Raw genomic sequence first — 24,163 nt, forward strand, 5'->3', positions numbered from 1 at the left:
AAACGATTAATTATTTAACCGTAATAGGTAATTCAACAGTTGTTTTATCCCATCCAATAACAAGATTTGCTACATTACCTTGAGCTGTAAATGCAATAGATAAAGCTTCGATAACTTCAGAAACTGGTTTTACAGGAACTGAAACTCTTACTACATCTTTACTTTCATCATAAGCATAAGAACCCCATAAATCAAGTTCTTTGTTGATGATAATAGTCCATTTGTCTTTTTCTGGAATAGCAAATAAACTGTATGTTCCTGCAGCAACTTTTTTTCCGCCAATTGTTACATCTTTATAGAATTTAACTTCTGTGTTTTCATTAGCACCAACTCTCCAAACTTCACCAAACTTTACAACATCGCCAAAAATAGTTCTTCCTTTTACAGAAGGTCTTGCGTAAAGCACTTTTACAACCGGATTTGGATTGTCTGTTTTTTTGAATTTCACCGCTTTGTTTGGGAAATACGAAATATCAACTGGACTTGCATCAAGCGGAGCAAATTTTACTATGTCTTGAGCCTGAACTGTAAAAGCAGCAAACAAAGTAACTGCTAGTAAATAGAATTTTTTCATGGTTTACAATTTTTAGATTAACTACAAAGTAAATTAATAATGAAGAAAAATCATATAATTTGCTGCCTGTTTTTTGTTAATGATTTGGTAATGACGAATTAATTCTGATATTCCTTTTTCTTCTTTGCATACCAATCCTGCATAATGTAGAAAGCTTTTTTCTTTTCGCCATCATTTGAAATTAAACCTTTACGATTGTAACCGTCCTGAATTCCTGGAAGCAATCTTTTTGGCGATCTGAAATCAACCAAAATCCACGGACTAGTCCCGCTTAAGTGAGGAATTTTTTCAATCATCTTTAAATTCTGAATGTATAAATATTCCTGATATTCCTCAGTCCAGCGTTCGTTCTTCTCTCCGTGAAATCCAGCTTTGGCATCACCTCCAAATTCAGAAACGAAAACTGGTTTGTTGTATTTAGATTTCCATGTTATTTTCTCAGCATCTTCCAAGTTTCCGCCATACCAGCCTAAATATTGGTTGAAAGCCACAACATCCAAAACTTCTCCAATAGGATCATCAATAGTTTCTTTTTTGGTTAATAAAGCAGCGCTAATTAATCTAGTATTGTCTAATGATCTGGTGTGAGATGCTAAATTTTTAATGAAAGTATTTCTAGCTTCCGAAATTGGAGTTTCATTTGCCATAGACCAAATCACAATACTAGCTCTGTTTTTATCTCTTGTAATAGCAGCTGTTAATTGATCTTGGGCATTTTGATATGTGTTTTCATTTTTAAATTCAACTGTCCAATAAACCGGAATTTCTTCCCAAACCATTAAACCTAATTTATCAGCTTCTCTAACCATGTTTTCGTTGTGTGGATAATGCGCCAGACGAACATAATTACAACCTAATTCTTTTGCCCAGTTTAATAAACGTAAAGCATCTTCCTGAGAATTCGCACGTCCGCCTTTGGCATTTTCTTCATGAATCGAAATTCCGCGTAAAAAGACTGGTTCTCCGTTCAACAAAATTTTATCTTCTTTTGTTTCGATAGTTCTAAAACCAATTTGATCGTTTAATTTTTTCCCATTAAAATCAATGGTGACATCATATAATTTCGGATCTTCTGGAGACCAATAAGAAATCTTTTTCGCTGGGATTTCGAAGCTTAAAATTCCGTTGTTATCAGCTTTTCCTTTGTAGTTGATTTTTAATTCAGGAATAGAAATTGAAACCTGATTTTTTGATGCATCCAAATTATTGATTTTGATAAAACCAGAAATCACATTTGCATTGCCTTTCTTCAGCTGAATATTATAATCTTCTACAAAAGAGGATTCTTCTTCAATTAAAGTCACATCGCGTGTGATCCCACCATAATTCCACCAATCGGTATTTACAGTAGGAACATCTTCTTTATGACGTGTATTATCCACTTTGATAACCAAATAATTTCCTGTTGGTTTTACAATCGACGTGACTTCGTAATTAAACGGTGTGAAACCGCCCTCGTGAGTTCCTAGTTTTTTTCCGTTTAAATAAAGATCAGCTTTATAATTGATAGCTCCTAAATATAAAAATAGACGTTTATTGGCCGCTAGATTATAATCGAAAGACTTTTTAAACCAAACATTTCCCTCATAATATTTCAGTTCTGTAACCTGCGAATTCCAATCGCCTGGGATATTGATTGTTGGCGATTTATCAAAATCATATTCTACTAGTTCCTGTTTGTTTTGAGCATGATAATTGGTGAAAAAAGCTCCTTTTGCTGGCTTTTCACTTTTGTCATATTGGTCAAGGTGAAAACTGTAAAAGCCTGTTTGATAGGGGTCTATAATATAATTCCAAACTCCGTTTAAAGAAGTGGTGTTTCGGTTGGGTACGTTAGAAATTAAACCTTGAGATTGTCCAATTGCGAATGATGTTAGGAATAATAATGTTAGAATTTTTTTCATTTTGTAATCTTTATTTGTATTGTATTTATGTTTTACCTCAAAGGCACTAAGTCACGAAGTTTTTTGTCATCCTGACGAAGGAAGGATCACATTAGAAACTCCGCAATCTTTGTCGCCAATCTTTGTAGAATTCCGAGTGTGATCCTTCCTTCGTCAGGATGACAAACTAGGCGATAAAACTTAGCATCTTAGTCCCTTAGCAACTTAGAATCTTTTCACTCAACTGGAATCTTCAAATATTCTCCCTTAAAGCTCTGGTTCAAAGCCGTCATTTCAATCGGTTTGCCAGAACCATCAGGAATCACTTCAATAGAAGCTTTTCCGTTTGCCATTTTAATAGATTCGCTGCCCGTTGGAGTTCCTTGATTTTTTAAAGTTTTTCCTCCTTTTAAACATTGAAAATAGACACTTGCTTCATAATCCAGACAGCGTAAATTATTGTTGTCAATTGCAATTGCTGTAATCAGATAATTACCGTTTTTCAGTTTTTCTGATGATAATTGTAAAGAAGAAGCGGTATCATTTTTAGTGAAACGATAATTAACTTTAATAGTATCAGAAACCGTTTTTCCTTCTTTACTTTTACCAACGGCAATTAGGATATTTTCTCCTTTTTTAAAATTGACATCCCAAGTTAAACCATTAGCAGGATACAGAGCAAGATTTCGCTGTTTTTCTCCCAATGATTTTCCGTCATGGTATAAAGTCACTTTGTCGCAATTACTAAAAACACTAATCGTTCTCGGTGTATTTTCAGGTCCTTGACGCTCTGTCCAAGTATGCGATTCGATGTAAGTGAAAGGTTCTTTTGCCCAATAACTTTTAAACACATAATAGGCATCTTTTGGAATTCCGTTTCGGTCTGTTAATCCTTTTTGGTTCATGTACGGAATATCGTCTTCTGGACGTAATGGCGTTGCAAAATCCTTGAATGCCCATTGAATATTTCCCACAAACGTTGGGTCATTCTCGGATATATGCAAATGCCAGTCAAACAGATCAACTATATAGTTTTCGCTCCAATCGCCAATTTGCGCAATATTGGCAACTTTGGTTTGCACAATTGCTTCTTCCCAGCCTTCGGCTTTTATTACATTTTCGCCAGTAACAGGACTTTCACTGTGACGCCCAACGTGGCTGTCTCCGCCATATTCGGCATGAATAAAATGTTTGTATTCTTTTTTATAAACATCAATTGCTTTCTGGTAGCTTTTGTAACTTCCAGAATACCAGCCCGACCAGATAGAAGGAGAGAAGACATCTACTATATGCGATCCTTCATAATATTTTCTAATTGCCGTTTTTCTGGTAGGATCGAGTTTATGTGCGATATCATTTAATTCATTTAAAAACACATTGGTTTTATCAGCATTATCTCCGTCAGGAAAATCTGGAAGCCAATTAATTTCGTTTCCTAAAGACCAAATGATAATACTCGGATGATTGTAATTTTGATTGATAATTTCCTCTAGCATATTTTTGGTATTTGTTTTCCAAACATCATTACCAATTCCGCCACGACACCAAGGAAGTTCGTCCCACACCAAAAGGCCAAGTTCGTCGCAAGCTTTATAAACCTCAGGATCTTGCGGATAATGTGCTAAACGAACAAAATTAGCGCCCATTTCTTTAATTGATTTCATATCGACCCAATGCTGCTGGTTGCTCATGGCAGCGCCAACTCCAGCTTGTTCTTCATGACGATGTGTGCCGCGAATCAATAGACGTTTTCCGTTAAGGTAAAATGGCCCGTGATCTTTAAACTCAAACCATCTAAAACCTACTTTTTCGGAAATACTATCTCTAATTTGATTTTTTTCTGATAAAACAGCAGAAAGTTGGTATAAATTTGGTTTTTCGGTATCCCAAAGTTCTGGGTTTTTAATGTTTTCAAAAGTGATAGTTGAAGTTTTGTCGGTAACCGGAATTGTTTTGCTAACTACTTTTTTTCCTTTCGGATTTTTAAGCGTTACAGTTAAAGATAAATCCTTTGAATTATCAGGATTTACAAAAGAAGAAACAATTTGTACCGAAGCTTTTTTGGCAGAAACCTCAGGAGTTGTAATCTTTATATTTTCGATATGATTTTTGTATTTCGAAACCAACCAAACATCGCGTGTGATTCCGCCATAGATAAAGAAATCGCTTTTTTGAGACGGAATAATTTCAATATCATAACTATTATCAACACGAACAAAAACATCGTTGTTTCCTTCTTTAATAAAATTGGTAATATCTATTGAAAAGCCAATGTAGCCGCCAATATGCGATCCAGCTTCTTTTCCGTTTACATACACATTTGTAGTTACATTCGAACCTTCAAAGTATAAAGAATAAACGCGGTTTTTGTCGATTTGGGGAATATTTAATTTTTTTTGATACCAGCTTGCATCGCGTCTATAACCCGGATATAAATCGGTTGCATCTTCTGCGTTCCAAGTATGCGGTAAGTTTAAAGAAGTCCAGTTGGATGCTTTCTGCGCTTCGCTTAATTTTTGAGTGTCATTTTCTAAATAAAGCCAGTTGTCGTTAATGTTCATCTTTGTCTGAGCAAAACTGCTCAGACAAATTTGAAACAAAACAAAAAGTGCAAAAATTGAAAATGTATTTTTTTGATATTTCTTCATGGGTGTTTAGGTTCAAAGGTTCAGAGGCTCAAAGGTTCAAAGTTTTTTTAGGTTCAAAGGCAGAAAACCTTTGTTACTTTGCTACTTTGCACCTTTGCCACTCTTTCTTAATAATGCTTCCAAAAAATAATAATCGGCGTAAATTATTGGTTCGTCTATTTCGTCGTGTTTCGGCCAGTTTCCAGTACTATGATCAAACAAGAAAGGTGCTTTAATTTTTGCATCTAAAATATATTTGTCTGTCTGTACAGAAGTCATCAGTTTATCGGCGAAAGCCAAATAACTATTATTTTTAGTATAGCCGTATAACTCATATAATGCTGAAGCCATAAGCATTGCGGCAGAAACATCTCGCGCTGCATTTGGAATACTAGGATCTTTAAAATCCCAATACGGAATTCCGTCTTCTGGCAGATTTTTATTGGTCATAAAAAACTTTGCAGTCGCTTCGGCCTGTTTTAAGTAAGCAGGATCTTTTGTATAGCGATAAGACATAGTAAATCCGTAAACTGCCCATCCTTGGCCACGTGCCCAAACCGAATCGTCATTGTATCCTTGAAGAGTCGTTTTCTTTCTAACTTCACCAGTATTCGGATTATAATCGATAACGTGGTAACACGAATTATCTTCTCTAAACTGATTTTTCAAAGTTGTATTGGCGTGTTTGATAGCAACGTCACGATATTTTGGATTTCCTGATATTTTAGATGCTTCAAAAAGCAACTCCAGATTCATCATATTGTCTATGATTACTGGATAATCCCAAATTTCTTTGTTGAAATCCCATGAACGAATAGAACCCACTTTTGGATTAAACCTGGTGCATAAAGTTTCGGCGCCTTTAACAATTACCGCTTCGTATTCTTTCTTGTTTTCCACTTTCAACGCTTCTCCAAAACTGCAAAACACTTTAAAACCTACGTCATGCGAATTACTGTTGACACTTTCTTTTTTGCTGAAAGGAGTCCATTTTTGAGCTTGTTCTTTATATTTTGAATCGCCTGTCAATCGGTATAATTGCCAAAGGTTTCCAGCGAAGAATCCGCTTGTCCAATCTCTGGACGGAACTTTGCGAATTTCAAGAGTTTTTATATTCATACTTCTTGGCATAGATAGAGAATCTACTGGATAATCGAGCAGCATTTTGTAACGCGTTTCGAGTAGATTATTTGTTGCCGTTGTGCTTTTTGTTTGAGAATTAACCCCAGATTTGCACGCTGTTGCAAGCGATGCAAACCCAAGGATTAAAATGAAACTAATTTTATTCATATTACTAATTAATCTTTATTTTTAGTTTCTATACTAAAATGTTAGACGCGGATTGTACGGATTCGTTATTGCATTCCTGATAGCTGTCGGGAGCTGATTTTGCGCGGATTTTTTTATTTCACGCAGATTTAAAAAGATTTTGGCAGATAAAGCAGATTTTAAAAAAAAATCAATTTTAATCAGCTTAAATCTTTTTAAATCTGCGTGAAATCTAATTATACACGACGTGATTAAAAAATCCGTTTCAATCAGCGTTTTCGCGATAGCGAATCCGTTTCATCGGCGTTCAATACTAATTGTGCTAAATTAATAACCAGGGTTGTTTGGTTTTAGATTCGGATTAATTGCTAATTCTGTTCCTGGCAATGGCCATAAATAATCTCTGTTTGGATCAAAATTAGCATGTGGCTCTAAACCATTTGGGCCAAATACTTCTGGTCCGATTTTTAATCTCTTAATATCGTACCATCTTACGTATTCAAAAGCCAATTCTAATCTTCTTTCATCAATAACCATTTTTCTGAAATCTGCTTGAGATAATCCCGGAGTTACATTTGCTGGAAAAGAAACCAGTTTTCCTGCTTTATTTCTTGCTCTTGCGCGAACACGGTTTACATAACCATCAGCTTCTGTTGTTCCTGGATTAATTTCGTTTAAAGCTTCAGCAGCCGTCAATAAAACTTCTGCAAAACGCATTGTGATGTAATTGTGCTGTGAAGTTCTTCCGTTAGCACCAGCTTTCCCTGGAAAACGGAAATATTTGGCAATATGCGGACGTGGCGCTTTCTCATTATCACTTGAAGGATAAACTTGCAATGATCCGCCTGGGCCTGTTTTCTTTCTGATAATGGTGTCAAAACTTACCGCTCTTCTATAATCTCTCTGATCCCAAGTGTTGAATACTTTTAAAGAAGGAACCGCAACCGAGAAACCTTGCCCATAACTGTAACTGTCATCTTTTAATGATCCTGTAAAAAATGCGGTATAATCCTGACCGTAGTTTCCAGACGTTAAGTTATTAAAGTCAATTGTAAATAAAGGTTCTTTTAAAGAAGCTGTTTTAGTTGCATTAAATAAATCCTGAAAATCGGCATCTAAACCTAAACCAAATTTTGCTTCGTTTGTAATCACATATTTTGCTTCGTCATACGCTTTTTGAAAGTTTCCTAAAGTCAGGTAAACAGAAGCCAAATATCCTGCAGCTGTACCTTTTCCAGGAACTGCTTTTACTTTTGGTTTATCATCGAGCCATTGTTTTGCAAATTCTAAATCGGCAATGATTTTTGGGTAAACATCTGCTTCTTTGGTTTTACCAAGAGAGTTTACCTGATTCACATCATTCACCACAAAATCAACGTAAGGTATATCACCAAAAAGACGCACCAAATGATAATATGCAAATGCTCTTGCAAAATAAGCTTGAGCCACAATGGCATTTACTTTAGCAGGATCTCCGGGTGTTTTTTTAGCGCCTTCAATCGCCTGATTTGCTGCCGTTATAATAACATACGATTGAGGCCAAAAGTTAGCAACAAGTGCGTTTGTATCGTTCATAGACATATCGTTTACATCGATACGGGCAGCTTGCGTGGTTCTATCGCCAATATCGGCCATGTCGTCACGAAGCATTAAAGCAATTGTAAATTCTCTTCCCCAATAATTGTTGTGGGCAATGTTGGCAAAAGCTCCGTTTACAGCAGCTTGCAAATCGTCTGTATTGTTGAAAAAGTTCTCTGGACGAATAATTCCTACTGGTTTTTCTTCTAGATCAGAACAGCTGAAAAAAGTCATTGTTCCTAAGCAAAGAAGAGCTATATATTTTTTCATAGTGGTTTTAGATTAAAATTTTAAATTGAATCCTGCTGTAAACGTTCTTACGTTTGGATACCCTCCGTAATCCAATCCTAGATAAGTATTACTTCTAGCATTTGAATCGTTTAAGTAGTTCGTTTCTGGATCTGTACCGGGATAATTTGTAATCGTCCAAAGGTTTTGCGCACTGATGTAAAAACGAACTTTGCTTAATCCCATTTTCGAAACAATTTTTTCATCTAAACTATATCCTAAAGAGACGTTTTTTAGACGAATGTAACTTCCATCATAAACAAATCTTGAAGTGATTCTTTTGGTTCTCGCCGCATTTGCAGGAACATTAGTGTCTGTATGAGTTGGTGTCCAGGCATCTAAAACTTCTGTTGTTGCATTGTTGTTTCCAGAAGCCAATTCCATCAAAGTATAGTTTAAGATTTGACCTCCTTCTGAACCTTGGAAGAAGATATTCAAATCAAGATTTTTATAGGTGAAATCATTGTTGAATCCGAAGATGAAATCTGGATTCGGATTTCCGATAATTGTTTTATCCTGAGAATCCAATTTTCCGTCTTGATTTACATCTCTGAATTTTTCTCCACCTGGGGCTGTTTCAAAGTTTCCTGGCACAACAGTTTCTCCTTGTTGAATTACACCATCGTAAATAAATCCGAAGAAAGAACCAACTGGCTGTCCAACTCTTAAAATCTGCGATTCAGTTGCCAAGAAATGTCCAGGAGCAGAGTTGATTAAAAGATCTTTATTATCGGCCAATTTTAATACTTTGTTTTTGTTTGAAGAAATATTAAAGTTTGTCGACCAAGTAAAATCAGCGCCAATAAAGTTTCTGGTATTAATAGCCAATTCCCATCCTTTATTTTCCAATTCACCAACGTTTTGAAGCTGAGAAGCAATTCCAGAAATTCCAGGAAGCGGTCTGTTGAACAATAAATCTTTAGTAATCGTTTTATAATAATCTGCTGTAATACTGATTCGGTTATCAAATAAACCTAAATCAATTCCATAATCTTGCTGATAAGATGTTTCCCATTTTAAGTTCGGATTGTCTAATGAAGTTAACTGAACCGCATTGGTAATCACGTCACCACTTACATAATAGATTTCAGAGAATCTAGAAAGAGTAGAGTAGGCGCCAATTGAAGGATTTCCTGTTGCTCCGTAACTTGCTCTTAATTTTAAGTTTGAAACCGTTTTATTGTCTTTTAAGAAGTTCTCTTTACTAATGTTCCATCCAATTGCACCAGAAGGGAAAGTTCCGTATTTATAGTTTTTACTAAAACTTGATGAACCATCTCGTCTTGCTGTAAACGTTAGTAAATATTTATCCGCATAATCAAAATTCAGCCTTCCAAAAGCAGAAATTAATTCCGTTTCAGATAAACCAGAATCAGGTTTTAAGAAAACAGTTCCAGCGCCTAAATTTCTGTAAGAGTTTGTATTTGTTAAGAATCCTCTTGAAGCCGCATACGAATTTTCGTTTTTGTTTTTTTGGTATGAATATCCTCCAAGAACCGTCAAAATTCCTTTATCGATAATTTCACGTTTAAAAGTCAAATAATTCTCTGTCAAGAAAGAAGAAAATCTAGTGTTGTTTACAGAAGCTTCTCCTTTGATGTTTTTTCCAGCAATTAAAGTTGAAGGAATAAATCTTCCTGTTTGGGAATTACTATCGGTTAAACCTAAAGTAGTTTTAAAATCAAGATCTTTTGTGATTTGGTATTGGGCAAAGAAATTGTTTCGGTTTGTTACAGAAACGATTTCCAAGATGTTTTCCATTGCAGTTGCATACGGATTGTCAATATCATCACCAATTGGAGCTGTTGTCGTATAAGAACCATCAGCATTGTAGATTCCTTTATCTGGCATAAAACGGTAAGCCGATGCGATTACACCCGCAGCTCCAGTTCCTCCAGCACTTGTCTGGCTTACAATTCCTTCTTTGTTCTGTTTGCTTGTAAAAGTGTTTAAACCCACTTTAAATTTTGGAGACAAATCTGCCTCAAGATTTCCTACGATCGTGTATCTGTCAATTCCTGAATTAATAACAACACCATTTTGGTTAAAGTATGTTCCAGAAACATAATATCTCACATTATCAGATCCGCCAGAAAAAGACAATTGCGTGTTAGAAATCATTCCATCGCGATAAATTACATCTTGCCAGTCTGTATCTGCTGGACCTTGCGTGTGCGTAGTAAAACTTTTTCTGTAAGCCGCAAACTGATCGGCATTTAATAAATGCAATTTGTTATTTACCGATTGAACAGAAGTCGAGTTACTGAACTCAATTACAGGTTTTCCAGCTTTTCCTTTTTTGGTTGTTACCATGATAACCCCGTTAGAACCTCTTGATCCGTAAATTGCAGTTGCCGAAGCATCTTTTAAAACCTCGATAGAAGCAATATCCTGAGGTGCTGGCATAGAAACACCTGCAAATCCGTCAACAACAATAAGAGCATCTCCGCTGGCATTAATAGAAGTTCCTCCACGAACTCTAATTTTGGTTGGAGCACCAGGTTCTCCACCGTTGTTAGACATTACCGAAACCCCAGCTGCACGACCTTGTAAAGCTTGCTCTGCACTTAAAACAGGATAAGCAGTAAGCTCTTTTGCTGTAACAGAAGATACAGATCCTGTTATATCGCTCTTTTTACGAGTTCCGTAACCTACTACAATAACTTCGTCTAGTGCTTTTGTATCTGGTTTTAAACTTACGTTGATTACACTTTTTGTTCCAACTGGAATTTCAACAGTCTGAAATCCGACGAAATTGAAAACTAAAACAGCATTTTTCTCTCCTATTATTACAGTATAATTCCCGTCCATATCGGCAGAAGCGCCTACAGAAGAATTTTTGATATAGACATTAGCACCAGGAAGTCCAAGTAAATCTTCACTAGAAGTTATTTTTCCAGTCACTTTTCGTTCTTGTGCTTGCATCACGATATTTATCAGTAAAAAAGATACCAGTAAACACCATTTAAACGATTTGTTTTTTTGGTTTGTAAACATTCATTTTTTGGTTTTAGGGTTAATAAGTTAGATTAAGTAGAAAAGCAATAAACTCATTCCGATGATGAGAATGACCAATAAAATCTGCAGCAGTAAGTAGCTCGTTTTTTTGATTTTCATATCGCAAATGTATGCGCCGAAAACGATATAGAAATACAAAAAAGGGTATCTAAAAATACAGATACCCTTTTTTAACCCTTTAAAACAGTGGATTCTTTAAATTACGACCGAAGATTTGTAAAATTTATCGGCATATTGAGACGGAGTCTCGCCGTACTTTTTCTGGAAGCATTTGCTAAAGTATTTCGGATTATTGAAACCGACTTTGTAACTGATTTCAGAAACGGTCAATTTGTTTTGTTCTAATAATTGAGCGGCACGTTTTAATCTGATTTCATGAATGAATTCGTTTGGCGTGCAGTTTGTCCACGCTTTAATTTTTAGAAACAGCATGGTTCTGCTGACACCCAATTCGGAACAGAAAAACGGAATATCAAATTGTTCGTTTGAAATGTTTTCCTCTACAATTTTGAATGCTTTTTTCAATAATTCTTCATCCAAAGAAGAAACCGTGATTTCTGACGGAATAAAACTGTCTTCGCTTGAAAACTTGATTTTTAAGCGTTCTGTAGTGTTCAGAAGGTTTTTAACGCGAAGCCTGAATTCCATTAAATTGAATGGTTTGCTAATGTAATCATCGGCACCGCTTTCCAATCCTTCAAATTTGTAAACCAACGAAGATCGGGAAGTCAATAAAATGACTGGAATATGGCTGGTTTTGATGTTTTCTTTAATTTTTGAACACAATTCAGTTCCCACCATTTCTGGCATAATAACATCACTGATAATTAGGTTTGGAACAAATTTTAAAGCTTTTTCTAAAGCAACTTTTCCGTTATCGGCTTCAATAATGTTGTAATCTTTTTTGAGAAGATTTTTCATGAATTTTCTCAAAACCTTATGATCTTCAACAATCAATATCGTTTGTTTTTCTTCATTTACAATTAAATCTTCGATGTCTTCATTTTCGACAACTTCCGAAGGTTCTAATTGCGCTTTATATTGCTCAATATCATCACTTATTTTAAAATCAGGAATAATTTCGCTGTCCAAAAGATGCTCGCGTCCAAGCGGTAAAGTCACTGTAAAAACAACTCCGCCAGTGGTTTTGTTTGTAACGTCGATTTTTCCTTTATGAAGTTCAACAATGTTTTTTACGATCGAAAGCCCAATTCCAGTCCCTTTATTATAGTTTTTCTGAACTTGATTATGAGTTGGAACTTCAAAAAACAAATCGAAAATTTTGTCAATATGTTCTTCTGCAATTCCAACGCCCGAATCTTCAACCGCAATAAACAGATTCTGCTGATCGTGATTGATTTTAATCTTAATAGAGCCGCCTTTTGGAGTATATCTAAAAGCATTCGAAATCAAATTGTAAAATACACGTTCGAGTTTGTATCGGTCAAAATAAACTAAGATTTCTTCGTTTTCAGTTTCAAACGAATAGTCGTAACCGCCGTCTTTGGCATATTCAATAAATGAAAGAAAGATTTCTTTGGTGAATTTTACAATGTTTCCGTTTGCCGATTCTAGTGCAACTTGATGATTTTCCAGTTTTCTGAAATCCATTAATCGGTTAATCAGACTCAACAAATGATTGGCACTTCCTTCAATTACCAGAAGCTTCTTGTACATTTCGTTAGTTCCGTTGTAATCGGCTAAAATTTGCTGTAATGGACCTAAAATCAAAGTTAAAGGCGTTCTGAATTCATGCGAAATATTGGTAAAGAAATCCAGTTTTAATTTGTTGTTTTCTTCAATTCGCTGTGTTTCTAAATATTCCAGTTCGAGTTTTTGCTTCAGTCGAGCTTTCGATTTCATAATCCAAATCAAACCGTATAAACCTAATCCAATTATGATTCCGTAAAGCATAAATGCCCAAATACTGCGCCACGGAGCAGGATTTACTATAACCGTAAGCGTTGTCGGATTCTGATTCCAAACACCGTCATTGTTGGCGCCACGAACTTCAAAAGTATAAGTTCCTGGATTCTGAATCGCAAAATTGGCTTCACTGTTTTTAGTTGTTGTCCAGTTGTTTTCTAAGCCAGTTAAGCGATAACTGTATTGGTTGTTTTTAGATCGAATATAATTCGGAATCGCATAACTGATAGAGAAATTGGCCTTGTCATAATCCAAAGTAATCGTTTTGGTAAAACCGATGCTTTGTTCCAAAATTCCTTCTTTGTCATGCGCATGAACCGTTTCGTTTTTAATTTTCAAATTGGTAATTAGAACTTGTGGAGCATATTTATTTAAGGAGATTTTTGTCGCATCAAAAAATGTCGCTCCCGACGGACTTCCAAAATAAAACTGATTCGAACTTAATTTTAAAGCCGAATTATCATTGAATTCATTGCTAGCCAATCCGTCTTTCTGATCGTAAATGAGGATCGATTTTTTAATTGTGCTGTATTTGATAATTCCCTGATTGGTACTAATCCAAAGGTTTTTATCATCATCTTCTAAAATCGAATGAATGGAAGTGATAACCGTGTTCCCGATTCTAAGATTGATTCGGTTGAATTTTTTTCCATCAAAATAATGCAATCCTTTTGCTTTTGTACCAACCCAAATTTTGTTTTGAGAATCCTGAAACAAAGTCAGAATATCATCGCCAGATACAGTCGAATGGTCATAAAAGAAATGCTGAATAGCATATTTCTGCGGATTAAAATTTTTGAGCGGAATGCGATTCAAACCATTTTGAGTTCCAACCCAGAGAAAGTTTTGTTTATCGACTAAAATCGTACGAAGAATATTGTTGGTAAGGAAAACGGGTTTGGTATTGTCATTTCCAATAGCATCAAAGGTTTTAGTGATTGTGTTGTAACGAATTAAGCCTTTCCCGAAAGTTCCAATCCATAAAATCGAACCTTCAGTTTTCAGGGCATAAACACCGCTATCTTTTAGCAATTCATTTAAGTCTGAAGAAATTCTATTATCTTCAATTCTTTTAGAAATGGTATTGTAAGCAGATAGCCCTTTAGAAAAAGTGCCAATCCATAAAATATGATCATCAGACAAGCACATTGCTTTGATGTCATTTTTATTGGTCTGTCCAGTTTTGCTGTTGATATAATTTACCGATTCATTATTTCTATTATAAATCGTAATGCCACCTCCTTCAGTTCCAAAATAAATGTTTTGGTTTTTATCGGCAATGATCGAACTCACGACATCAAAACTCATCGGAATCTTTTTCGAATTCTGATTGTAATTGGAGAAATTGACATTTGAAATATCCCAAAGATTAACGCCTTTGTAATAACAGCCAATCCAGATAGAACCTTTTTTATCCATAAAAATGGACTTTACTTTGTCGATTCCGTTAGCATTATTGCTGTTATTGATTTTCTGAAGACTTTTGTCTTTTCCTAAAATATAAATTCCGTCATAAGCACCAACCCATAAAGAGCCTTGATTGTCAATGACTAAAGAGCGAATATCAGTATTGATTTCGCGGTATTTTTCAGCTGGTAAAAAAGAAATAAAGGCTTTCTGTTTTTGATCAAATTTTAGAAGACCTCTGTTTTTTGTTCCAACCCATAAACTGCCGTCTTGGTCTTCAATAACCGATTGAACGTTTAATAAATCAGTTGTGTTTAACGGATAATTTTTAAAGAATAGTTTTCCATTCATTCGATTTGTGAGCTTGCACAAACCTTTAGTTGTTCCAATCCAGATTTGACCTTCTTTGGATTTTAAAATGCTCAGAATGTTATTGCTAGGAAGAGTAGAAGCATCATCATCAGAATGAAAAACCGATGTAAATAATCCTGTTTTTTTATTGTAAATAGTTAATCCTTTTGAAGTTCCAAACCATATTTCACCGCCAATTTCTCTGATGCTCCAAACAGCATTATTGCTTATAGTATGATTGGCTTTGGTGTGAAGATATCTTGTAAAACGGTTAAATACAGGATCATAACAGTTGAGTCCGTTGTATGTTCCTACCCAGATTTTTCCAGAATTGTCTTCTTCAATGGCTAAAATATCATTGTTGCTAATTGAATATTTATCCGCAACATCGTTCCTAAAAATGGTAAATCGGCTTCCATCATATTTATTCAGACCATCACGGGTTCCAAACCACATTTGTCCAAATTTATCCTGATGAATGGCAATGACAGAACTCTGCGAAAGCCCGTCGGTTGTAGAAAAATTTTTAAGACGATATTTATTTTGGGAAAACAAATTCCCGAAAACAAATACAATTGTGAGGAAAGCTATTTTGTATTTCATAGCGGTTATTTTTTTAGGTTCAAAGTTGCAAAGGAGCAGAGGTTCAAAGTTTTTCTCATTTTTGTCATTTCGACGAAGGAGAAATCTCCACGAGTAACTCTACAAAGATTGACGAAGTTCTATACGGAGCTACTTACGAAGATTTCTCCTTCGTCGAAATGACAAACTATACTTATATATTATTAAAAATGAACTCATAAAGCTTTGCGTCTTAGCGACTTTGCGAGATTAAAAAAAAGAACTTTACTTCAATCTCTTTTTTAATTGATAATCGTAAAGAGACGGAATTTTTTCAATTGGCGTATTCAAAAATTCAATATAAGGATCAATGTCGTATTTAATTTCAAATTTCGCATTTCCCTGTACACCAATGATTCTGGCCAAAGCACCGTCTTTCATTCCGTACAATAAAACTGGTTTTGATGTGTCAGGATTTTCAACCTGAACATTTAAATTCCAAAATGTACTGAAAGGCCCGTGAGAAGGTTTCCAGTAATCGGCTCCACCGCCTCCAAACAAAGCATAACTGTTGTTTTTATCGGCTTTTAAATGAACCGTAATATTGTCAAACAAGTTTTGATGATTGGCTCCTGAATGCTGATCTAGAACTGGATCTGTAAAAATTTCGCAATCTTGATACACATTTTTAGTAGCAAAAGTGTTGAAACTTAAAGGATGAACGGCTGAATTATAGATTTTCAAATTCTTGACCAAAATATTGTGCACGCCACCTAAAGTTACGGTATAGTGCGCTAAATGCGGACCATCGGTTGTGATATCCTGAATGGTTACATTAGCAACCTCTTCGGCAAGAATTCCGCTATCGGCATTGGTGATTTTAATGTCTTTAACCCAACTATTAAAAAGACGAGTCAGGAAAATTCCATTATTTCCAGGTTCAACGTGGTGCGCCACTCTCGGAATATCAGGAAAGGTAAAACGAAGATGCTCAATTCCAACTTCGTTTAAATGTTTCCACTCAACCAATTGCGCCTGATAACTTGACTTAATCGAAATGGTTAAAGGTGTTTTTAAAGTAATTTTAGAACCCGAAATTTTAGTGATTTCAACCTGCTGTCTCACAATCGGAAGTTTAGGAAATTTCCAATGATGCGAACCGGGTTTTACTTTGGTGCCTTGATATAAATCTTTGATGATTTCGCCGTTTTCGCGATCTTTATTAAACAATTGCAATTCGACTACATCTCCAACTTTCAATCCTTTTACATCAGAAACCGTAATAACGTGTTCGCCCATTTTTCCTGAACTAACTTTCGCTAGCGGATTAGACTCTGGTTCGTATTTATCTAAATACGACTTTACACGTTCGCCCGGAACTTGCGTCCAGATAAAACCTCCAGACCATGCGTATTGAGAAAAAGGAAGATCTATATTATTTTCTGGCTCGCGCTGTCTTTTGTCAAAAGTGGTTAAGTATTCGCGAAGTTCAGCCAAAACATCAGAATCTTTAAGATACATCATCGGTCTTGGGCAGTAGATTTCAGTTCCATTTTCGTTAGAACCTGCACCGCGAAGTACAAAATTGCTTCTTTCTATATACAGAATATCGCTTAAAATAATGCGTCCTGCTGGCAATTGCAGAATGACATTCCCTTCAACAGCATTGGCAGCTTTAAAGGCTTTTAAAAGAGCTTTTGAATCGTCTAAATTGTCATTGGCTTTTACACCAAAATCAACTGCATTAATAACTTTTCCATTAGCTTCAGGAATCTGGCTTTCGCCGAAGTGATATCCTGCGTAACTAAAATCTGGAAGATAATTCGTTTTTGAAGTAATAATTTTGGGTATTTCCTGTGCCAGCAAAGTGTTTATAAAAAAGCCACAGGATATAAGAATGGCTTGGCGAATCATGGTTTTGTGGTTGTTTGTGGTTAGTTAGTTTTTTTGTTTTGCCACGAAGGCGCTAAGGCAAGAAGTTTTTTTGCTTGCAGATTTACTGGTTTTTTTGTCATCCTGACGAAGGAAGGATCATACAAGAAATTCCTCAAAGAGAATCGAAAATCTTTGTCGAGCTTCTAGTGTGATCCTTCCTTCGTCAGGATGACAAACAGAACTTAAAAACTTCGCGTCTTAGCGCCTTAGTGGCAAACAAATTATAAAGATCGCTTGATCCCTAATTCAAGCCCTCGCAATTCTGCCAAGCCTCTTAAACGGCCAATTGCAGAATAACCCGGATTTGTTTTTTTCTTTAAATCGTCCAACATTTGATGTCCGTGATCTGGACGCATTGGCAATTGACTATTGTTTCTTTTCTCAACTTCCAATATTGCTTTTACAACTTCGTACATGTCGACATCACCTTCCAAGTGATTTGCTTCGTAGAAACTTCCTTCTTCGTCGCGTTGTGTGCTTCTTAAATGAATGAAATTCATTTTATCGCCATGACGTCTTACAATTCCAGGCAAATCATTGTCAGCACGAACGCCATAAGAACCAGTACACATTGTAAATCCGTTTGATGGAGAAGGAGCAGCGTTCATTAGTTCCATCAAATCTTCTTCTGTACTTACCACTCTTGGCAAACCTAAAATTGGGTAAGGAGGATCGTCTGGATGAATCGCCATCAAAACACCTTTGCTTTCAGCAACAGGAATAATTTCTTTTAGAAAATGAAACAGATTATTCTTTAAAGTCTGTCTGTCAATATGATTGTAAGCGCTTAAAGTCACAAGAAAATCTTCAACTGTATACGCTTCTTCTGCACCCGGAAGTCCAGCTAGAATGTTCTGTTGCAATTTAATTTTATCTTCTGCATTCATTGCTTCAAAATAACTTTTTGCCTTTTGTTTTTGTTCTTCAGAATATTCGTATTCTGCGCCCGGTCTTTTTAAAATAAACAATTCAAAAGCAGCAAAAGCATTGATGTCAAAGCGTAAAGCCTTTGAACCATCTTCAACCGTGTATGATAAATCGGTTCTAGACCAATCTAAAACCGGCATAAAGTTGTAGCAAACGCATTTGATTCCGCACAACGCCAGATTGCGAATGCTTTCTTTATAATTTTCAATGTATTGAAGATAATTCCCAGTCTGCTTTTTAATGTTTTCATGAACCGGAATACTTTCTACAACCGACCAAGTCAATCCAGAAGCACCTTTTTTAGGATCTCCGTTTTCGTGTTCGATTTCAACTTTTCGTTTAATGATTTCGTCAATACTCCAAACTTCTCCGTTTGGAATATGATGTAAAGCTGTTACAATTCCGGTTGCTCCAGTTTGTTTGATATCTTGTAAAGAAACAGGGTCATTTGGTCCGAACCATCTTAATGTTTGTTCCATTTTGTATTATGTGTTTTGTGAGTTAGTTTTTAAATGCTCGTTGCAGCAAATCCGCCGTCGACTTTTAAGATAGTTCCCGTTACGAATTTTGACATATCGCTGCATAAAAATAAAAGTGCACCGTCAATATCTTCTGGAGTTCCGAATCTTCCCATTGGCGTATGATCGATTATTTTTTCACCTCTCGGAGTTAGTTTTCCTTCTGGAGTAAGCAATAAAGCACGGTTTTGTTCACCAATAAAAAATCCAGGAGAAATTGCATTTACACGAAGTCCTTCGCCATATTTTTGGGCTAATTCAACCGCCATCCATTGCGTAAAATTGTCGATTGCCGCTTTTGAAGCCGAATACCCTACAACTCTCGTTAAAGGTCTTTGCGCCGAAGCAGATGAAATGTTGATAATATTTCCTGATTTCTGTTTAGCAAAAAGTTCCGCAAAAACTTGAGTTGGAAGCATGGTCCCAATAATGTTCAAATCGACTACTTTTTGTAAATCGTCGCTTTTCATATCATAGATTGCCTGATCTGGCTGAATTGTTGCGCCCGGCATATTTCCGCCCGCAGCATTGATTAGAATATCAAGACGTCCGTATTTTTCAACAATAAAATCTTTGGCTTTTTCTAATTCTTCTTTGTTTAAAACATTGGCCTGAACAGCAAATCCTTGTCCGCCATTTGCTTCGATTGCTTTTACTGTGTTTTCAGCTTTTTCCAATGATTGCGAAACGATTCCGGCCACAACACCTTGCTGCGCCAAAACATTTGCAAATCTGCTTCCTAAAACACCAGCGCCACCTGTTATTAATGCAATTTTTCCTTTTAAATTAAATATTGAATCCATTTTTAGTTCTTAATTTATATTTTTTACTTTCGGATAGTTTCTATCAAATCCAAAACCCTTTTAGTTTCTTTTTCAATTGTCTCATAAGCACCGTATTCCATTACTTCTTTGCTGATTAATTTGCTTCCCATTCCAACAGCAGAAACCTCAGCATTAAACCATGTTTCAATGCTTTGTCTCGTAGTGTCAACGCCACCTGTAGGCATAAAAATTAAATCAGGAAAAATATCTCTGATTCCGCTCATAAAGTCGGGTCCTAAAATATTTCCAGGGAAAAGTTTGATGAATTTTACGCCTGCATTTTCAGCCGCAATAATTTCAGTTGGCGTCATACAGCCAGGAGCGTATAAAACTTCTTTAGCAATTAAAAATGAAGCCACTTCAGGAACAAATCCTGGACTGATAAAAAAGTCAGCTCCTTCTAAATAATAGGTTTCTGCCTGTGCTAAATTTTTGATAGTTCCAATTCCTAAAAGCATGTCAGGCATTTCAGCATTTCTTATTTCAATCATTTTTTTGAAGTTTGAAAGTGCTTCAGGGCCACGGCTTGTATATTCTACAGCTCTAATTCCAACATTGTACAATGATTTCAAAACTGCAATGCTTTTGCTTTCGTCAGCATTGAAATAGAGTGGAAGCATTCCTTGTTTTAGAATAACATCGATAGAGTTCTGAATGGTATTCATTACTTATATTTTTACTTTGATTACAATTTTTTTCAATGGCCCGCTTCCAATCATAGCAGAATGAACATCTTCTGGAAACAGGATTGTAAATTGCTTTTCTTTTATTTCAAAAAACATATCAGGTTTATCATGAAAGAAACGAACATCTCTTTCTTCGCTATAATCTCCATTTGGGCTGATGCATTTTTCTCTAGGTTTCCATGCAAAGGTTTCCGGACCAATTATAGAAATCTGAATATCGATGTTTTTATCATGGCATTCAAAACCTTTAATGCTTTCTTCTCTTGTGCTTCCTTCGCCAACAATTACAATTAGCTTTAATCCTTCGCCAATTTCATAAGCTCCTTCTTCAAGATTGGCAATATCATTTTGGTCTACATATTCAAATGCTTTTTTGAAATTGGGATGCAGACCGTAGTATTTTGCTGCATTATGTAATGAGTCTATTATCATTTTGTACGGTTTTTATTTTGGTTTTTTTATGTTATGTGTATATTTGCGTGTGCGTACACGGTATTTTACAAATGTATGCAAAATGTGATGTAAAACAACTTATTTTTAATAAAATAAATTAATTTTACCCAACTGCTTTTATATTTTTAACTTAAAAAGAATCAATATCATAACAATTAAAAAGATTGCCGAATTAGCCAATGTCTCTGCTGGAACAGTAGACAGAATTATACACAAACGCGGACAAGTGGCTCAGGAAACTGTTGATAAGGTCAATGCGATTATTGAAGAGTTTGGTTATACGCGCAATATTCTAGCTAGCAATCTAGCACTGAATAAGAAATTTCATTTTGCAGTATTTCTTCCAAAATCGGAAACTTTAGAATATTGGAAAAGTCAGGCAGAAGGTATTGAAAAAGCGGCTCTTGAGTTTAGCAAATTCGGAATCGTATTGGATTACTTTTTTTACGATTATAATTTGATATCTTTTAAAGAAACGGTGCAGAAAATAATGGAGTTTGATTGTGACGGTTTACTGTTTGCTCCAATTTTTTATGATGATTCGGTTCAGTTTTTAAAGGAATATGAAAAGAAAAATATTCCAGTTGTGATGATCGATTCGAATATCTCTGAAGAAAATGAGCATGCTTATGTGGGGCAAGATGCTTTTCAGAGCGGATATTTGGCAGGAAGGTTAATCAGTTTTGCAGTGAAAAACGAAAGGCAGATTTTGATTTTTAAAATTACCCGTGAGATTGAAAGTACTTCTGTATATCAGCAACGCATCAAAGGATTTTATTCCTATTTTGAAGATCATAACGAATTGACTCATTTTAAATTCTCAGAAGTAACTTTAAAAGATTCTGGAATTGATCAATTAAGTTTGGAAATGTTTTCGGGAGTAAATAGTGTTTTTGTACCCAATTCCAGAGCTTATATTGTTGCCGAATTTTTAAATAAAAACAATATAAAAGGTGTCCGAATAATCGGTTTTGATTTGCTAAAGGAAAACATCGAATATCTTAATAAAGGTGTAATTGATTTTTTAATCAATCAAAGGCCAGAAGAGCAAGGGTATTTGGGAATCAATTATCTGTACAAAAAACTGGTTCTTCAAGAAGAAACTGAAAAGACGCATTATATTCCACTGGAGATTATTTTGAAGGAGAATTATTTTCCTGCGAGAAAGTGATTTTTTATTAGGTCTAATTTGTCATATCGACGAAGGAGAAATCTCCACAAGTAACTCTACACAGAATATCAAGAAACTTTGTCGATTTCGTGTGTGATCCTTCCTTCGTCAGGATGACAAGATTGTGTTATTTCTTAACCTTCACAATCAAAGGATTATTAATCTTCTCAGCAAAAGAACTCAAATACTTTTCCCATTCTTGTTTAGTTTGAAACGGACTTCCTTTTTTCCATCCGAAGCCAACATAATAAATAACTTTGTTGTTTTTAACTGCAATATTTCCGTACAGATTACTTAAGTCTTTTTCATCAGTTACATGATTATCAAAGCTTAATAACGTGTTTTTTGGAGCCACTAAACCTATTCCAATTTCAGAATCGTCGATTGGTTCCCAATAGCTTAACCAGCCTTCTTTAAGGTTTGTTCCAATTGTTCCTTTTTTATCATGAAGCGTTAATCCTGCGGCAATTTGTTTGGTTCCAGTAATATTAATTTCAAAGCGCGAAAGCTGGCTTCCATAATCCAAACTGATTAATTTCGATTCCGTTATTTTATTTCCTTTTGCATCCCAATCGGCATAAGTTAGAATAAAACTGGTTCTAATTGGCCCCGTTGTAATGGTTTTCCAGCTGATGAAGTTTTTAGAGAAATAATATTTTCCATCTACATTTACTGCAATTCCGCCCACACCGCGGCTGTCACCTACATGAAAGTTATCCAAACCTTCTCCAGTATCTTTATGATACGTTCCAGTTCCGTTAGTCGCTTTTTCGTACCATTTGTTAATGATTGGATAATCGACTCTTTTTAGCCAGGCATCGATTCCGCTGGTTAGAGTTCCGCCCGGAATTTTATCTTCAACCATTTTTTGGGCTACAGGTCCGTAACTTCTAAATGCGACTTTATTGTTTTCCCAAGCGTAATCGTCTGTACGTTCTGGAACAAATCTAGAGTAGCAGCTAATTACTTTTGAAGCATTAGGATTTGTTCCCACCAATACTTCAAAATCCTGTTTAGAAGATGCTTTTATTTTTGACTGAAAAAGCAGGACATCAGCATTTCCGTCGCCATCATTATCTACGGTTTGAGTTTCTAAGTAGGCATTGCTTCCAATTTCTTTTACAGCATAATTTTCGAGTTTTGCGTTATCTGCTAAACCAAGTGATTTTTTAGTCAATTCGATGGTTTCAAATTCTCGGTCAACTTTTAAATTGTTGGTAATCGTAATGATTTTATTCTGAGAAAAAGCAGCAAAATTGGCTGTCAGAATGGTTATGATAAAAAGATGTTTTTTCAAAATTCTTCGTTTTTTAATATTTCAAAAATTAGGTTTGATAGGTTTATAAAAGTACAAATCAAAACGGAATTGAAAATACAGAATAGGAGTAATTCTGTACAGAATGTTGAAAATGAGCAAAAAAGCTTTTAAAGGGGAAATTGATTATTTTTCGTAATTTACAATTCCTGATTTTACTTCAGGAGGAATTTATAATTAAATGAAAATCAACAGAAATGGTTAAATGTATTATTTTCGATTGTGATGGTGTTTTGGTCGATACAGAGAAAATTGGTAACGGAATATTGCTTGCAATGGCGCAAGAACATGGATTTGAAATGGAACTGGAAGATGCGTACCGTCATTTCAATGGACGAAATCTAAAAGATTGTTTCAGATATATTGAAGAAGCAATTGATCAAAAGCTTCCTGGAAATTTTGAAACAGAATATCGTGAAAAGAGTTTTGAAGCTTTTAAAACTCAAGTAAAACCAATGGAAGGTGTTATTGATTTTATCGAAAATATTGAAAAAGTGAAGATTCCGTATTGCGTTGCATCGAGCGGACCAGAAGAAAAAATTCGTCTGAATCTTGAAGTAGCAGGACTATTGGATAGATTTGAAAATAAAATATTCAGTTCCTATCAAATTGGCAGCTGGAAACCAGAACCCGGAATATTTCTTCATGCGGCTGCAGTAATGGGATTTGAGGTGAAAGATTGCATTGTTATCGAAGATAGTAAAGCTGGCGTTAAGGCTGGCGTAAGTGGCGGATTTAAGGTTTACGGTTTTGCAAATGGTTTCAATAATGACGATTTAGAAGAAGAAGGAGCAGAGCTTTTTTATAGTTATGAGGAGTTAAGCGAGAAACTAGGATTTTGAGTTTTTGTTT

At 35.4% G+C, this 24,163-nt stretch carries 15 protein-coding genes; 2 read left to right on the forward strand and 13 right to left on the reverse strand.

Annotated elements, in window-relative coordinates:
- Positions 1 to 10: 10 nt before the first annotated feature.
- The 12 genes from DMA14_RS16100 to DMA14_RS16155 all read right to left on the reverse strand — a co-directional run bounded on the left by DMA14_RS16100 (position 11) and on the right by DMA14_RS16155 (position 20,804).
- Positions 11 to 574 carry a DUF2911 domain-containing protein gene (locus tag DMA14_RS16100; protein ID WP_111425612.1) on the reverse strand — a complete coding sequence of 188 codons (564 nt, stop codon included), beginning with the start codon at positions 572 to 574 and terminating at the stop codon, positions 11 to 13.
- 98 nt (positions 575 to 672) lie between these two features.
- Complete coding sequence (locus DMA14_RS16105) at positions 673 to 2,478, reverse strand: glycoside hydrolase family 2 protein (RefSeq protein ID WP_111425613.1); 1,806 nt, start codon at positions 2,476 to 2,478, stop codon at positions 673 to 675.
- 215 nt (positions 2,479 to 2,693) lie between these two features.
- Positions 2,694 to 5,105, reverse strand: a complete 2,412-nt coding sequence (locus tag DMA14_RS16110) for a glycoside hydrolase family 2 protein (RefSeq protein ID WP_111425614.1) — start codon at positions 5,103 to 5,105, stop codon at positions 2,694 to 2,696.
- Positions 5,106 to 5,186: 81 nt separating this feature from the next.
- Positions 5,187 to 6,374 carry a glycoside hydrolase family 88 protein gene (locus DMA14_RS16115; protein WP_111425615.1) on the reverse strand — a complete coding sequence of 396 codons (1,188 nt, stop codon included), beginning with the start codon at positions 6,372 to 6,374 and terminating at the stop codon, positions 5,187 to 5,189.
- A 306-nt stretch (positions 6,375 to 6,680) separates the two neighbouring features.
- Positions 6,681 to 8,201, reverse strand: a complete 1,521-nt coding sequence (locus DMA14_RS16120; protein ID WP_111425616.1) for a RagB/SusD family nutrient uptake outer membrane protein — start codon at positions 8,199 to 8,201, stop codon at positions 6,681 to 6,683.
- 12 nt (positions 8,202 to 8,213) lie between these two features.
- Positions 8,214 to 11,216, reverse strand: coding sequence for a SusC/RagA family TonB-linked outer membrane protein (locus tag DMA14_RS16125; RefSeq protein WP_111425617.1), 3,003 nt, complete (start codon positions 11,214 to 11,216; stop codon positions 8,214 to 8,216).
- A 216-nt stretch (positions 11,217 to 11,432) separates the two neighbouring features.
- Positions 11,433 to 15,524 carry a two-component regulator propeller domain-containing protein gene (locus DMA14_RS16130; RefSeq protein ID WP_111425618.1) on the reverse strand — a complete coding sequence of 1,364 codons (4,092 nt, stop codon included), beginning with the start codon at positions 15,522 to 15,524 and terminating at the stop codon, positions 11,433 to 11,435.
- Between the two features lie 243 nt (positions 15,525 to 15,767).
- The gene (locus DMA14_RS16135; RefSeq protein ID WP_111425619.1) at positions 15,768 to 17,396 is read right to left on the reverse strand and encodes a hypothetical protein; all 1,629 of its coding nucleotides are present in this window, start codon (positions 17,394 to 17,396) and stop codon (positions 15,768 to 15,770) included.
- Positions 17,397 to 17,638: 242 nt separating this feature from the next.
- The gene (uxuA, locus tag DMA14_RS16140; protein ID WP_111425620.1) at positions 17,639 to 18,823 is read right to left on the reverse strand and encodes a mannonate dehydratase; all 1,185 of its coding nucleotides are present in this window, start codon (positions 18,821 to 18,823) and stop codon (positions 17,639 to 17,641) included.
- 29 nt (positions 18,824 to 18,852) lie between these two features.
- A complete protein-coding gene (locus tag DMA14_RS16145) occupies positions 18,853 to 19,665 on the reverse strand; it encodes an SDR family oxidoreductase (protein ID WP_111425621.1) in 813 nt (270 codons plus the stop codon).
- Between the two features lie 23 nt (positions 19,666 to 19,688).
- Positions 19,689 to 20,351 carry a bifunctional 4-hydroxy-2-oxoglutarate aldolase/2-dehydro-3-deoxy-phosphogluconate aldolase gene (locus DMA14_RS16150; RefSeq protein WP_111425622.1) on the reverse strand — a complete coding sequence of 221 codons (663 nt, stop codon included), beginning with the start codon at positions 20,349 to 20,351 and terminating at the stop codon, positions 19,689 to 19,691.
- 3 nt (positions 20,352 to 20,354) lie between these two features.
- Positions 20,355 to 20,804 carry a YhcH/YjgK/YiaL family protein gene (locus tag DMA14_RS16155; protein ID WP_111425623.1) on the reverse strand — a complete coding sequence of 150 codons (450 nt, stop codon included), beginning with the start codon at positions 20,802 to 20,804 and terminating at the stop codon, positions 20,355 to 20,357.
- Positions 20,805 to 20,988: 184 nt separating this feature from the next.
- Between DMA14_RS16155 and DMA14_RS16160 the strand changes: the two genes are divergently transcribed.
- Positions 20,989 to 21,996: a LacI family DNA-binding transcriptional regulator gene (locus DMA14_RS16160; protein WP_111425624.1), complete on the forward strand. Its 1,008-nt coding sequence runs from the start codon at positions 20,989 to 20,991 to the stop codon at positions 21,994 to 21,996.
- Between the two features lie 127 nt (positions 21,997 to 22,123).
- Here the strand turns inward: DMA14_RS16160 and DMA14_RS16165 are convergent, their stop codons facing one another.
- Positions 22,124 to 23,293 carry a DUF4861 family protein gene (locus DMA14_RS16165; protein ID WP_111425625.1) on the reverse strand — a complete coding sequence of 390 codons (1,170 nt, stop codon included), beginning with the start codon at positions 23,291 to 23,293 and terminating at the stop codon, positions 22,124 to 22,126.
- Positions 23,294 to 23,508: 215 nt separating this feature from the next.
- Between DMA14_RS16165 and DMA14_RS16170 the strand changes: the two genes are divergently transcribed.
- Entirely contained in the window at positions 23,509 to 24,153 is a 645-nt protein-coding gene (locus tag DMA14_RS16170) for an HAD family hydrolase (RefSeq protein ID WP_111425626.1), read from the forward strand.
- The last annotated feature ends 10 nt before the right edge of the window (positions 24,154 to 24,163 follow it).

The sequence above is a fragment of the Flavobacterium sharifuzzamanii genome (genome assembly GCF_003254585.1).
GTDB lineage: Bacteria > Bacteroidota > Bacteroidia > Flavobacteriales > Flavobacteriaceae > Flavobacterium > Flavobacterium sharifuzzamanii.

Bases quoted from the DNA above. Each gene is read 5' to 3' on its own strand.
- DMA14_RS16155 (WP_111425623.1), bottom strand. From the start codon at position 20,804: ATGATAATAGACTCATTACATAATGCAGCAAAATACTACGGTCTGCAT.
- DMA14_RS16110 (WP_111425614.1), bottom strand. From the start codon at position 5,105: ATGAAGAAATATCAAAAAAATACATTTTCAATTTTTGCACTTTTTGTT.
- DMA14_RS16145 (WP_111425621.1), bottom strand. From the start codon at position 19,665: ATGGATTCAATATTTAATTTAAAAGGAAAAATTGCATTAATAACAGGT.
- DMA14_RS16130 (WP_111425618.1), bottom strand. From the start codon at position 15,524: ATGAAATACAAAATAGCTTTCCTCACAATTGTATTTGTTTTCGGGAAT.
- DMA14_RS16115 (WP_111425615.1), bottom strand. From the start codon at position 6,374: ATGAATAAAATTAGTTTCATTTTAATCCTTGGGTTTGCATCGCTTGCA.
- DMA14_RS16150 (WP_111425622.1), bottom strand. From the start codon at position 20,351: ATGAATACCATTCAGAACTCTATCGATGTTATTCTAAAACAAGGAATG.
- DMA14_RS16135 (WP_111425619.1), bottom strand. From the start codon at position 17,396: ATGATTCGCCAAGCCATTCTTATATCCTGTGGCTTTTTTATAAACACT.
- DMA14_RS16120 (WP_111425616.1), bottom strand. From the start codon at position 8,201: ATGAAAAAATATATAGCTCTTCTTTGCTTAGGAACAATGACTTTTTTC.
- uxuA (WP_111425620.1), bottom strand. From the start codon at position 18,823: ATGGAACAAACATTAAGATGGTTCGGACCAAATGACCCTGTTTCTTTA.
- DMA14_RS16100 (WP_111425612.1), bottom strand. From the start codon at position 574: ATGAAAAAATTCTATTTACTAGCAGTTACTTTGTTTGCTGCTTTTACA.
- DMA14_RS16105 (WP_111425613.1), bottom strand. From the start codon at position 2,478: ATGAAAAAAATTCTAACATTATTATTCCTAACATCATTCGCAATTGGA.
- DMA14_RS16170 (WP_111425626.1), top strand. From the start codon at position 23,509: ATGGTTAAATGTATTATTTTCGATTGTGATGGTGTTTTGGTCGATACA.
- DMA14_RS16125 (WP_111425617.1), bottom strand. From the start codon at position 11,216: ATGTTTACAAACCAAAAAAACAAATCGTTTAAATGGTGTTTACTGGTA.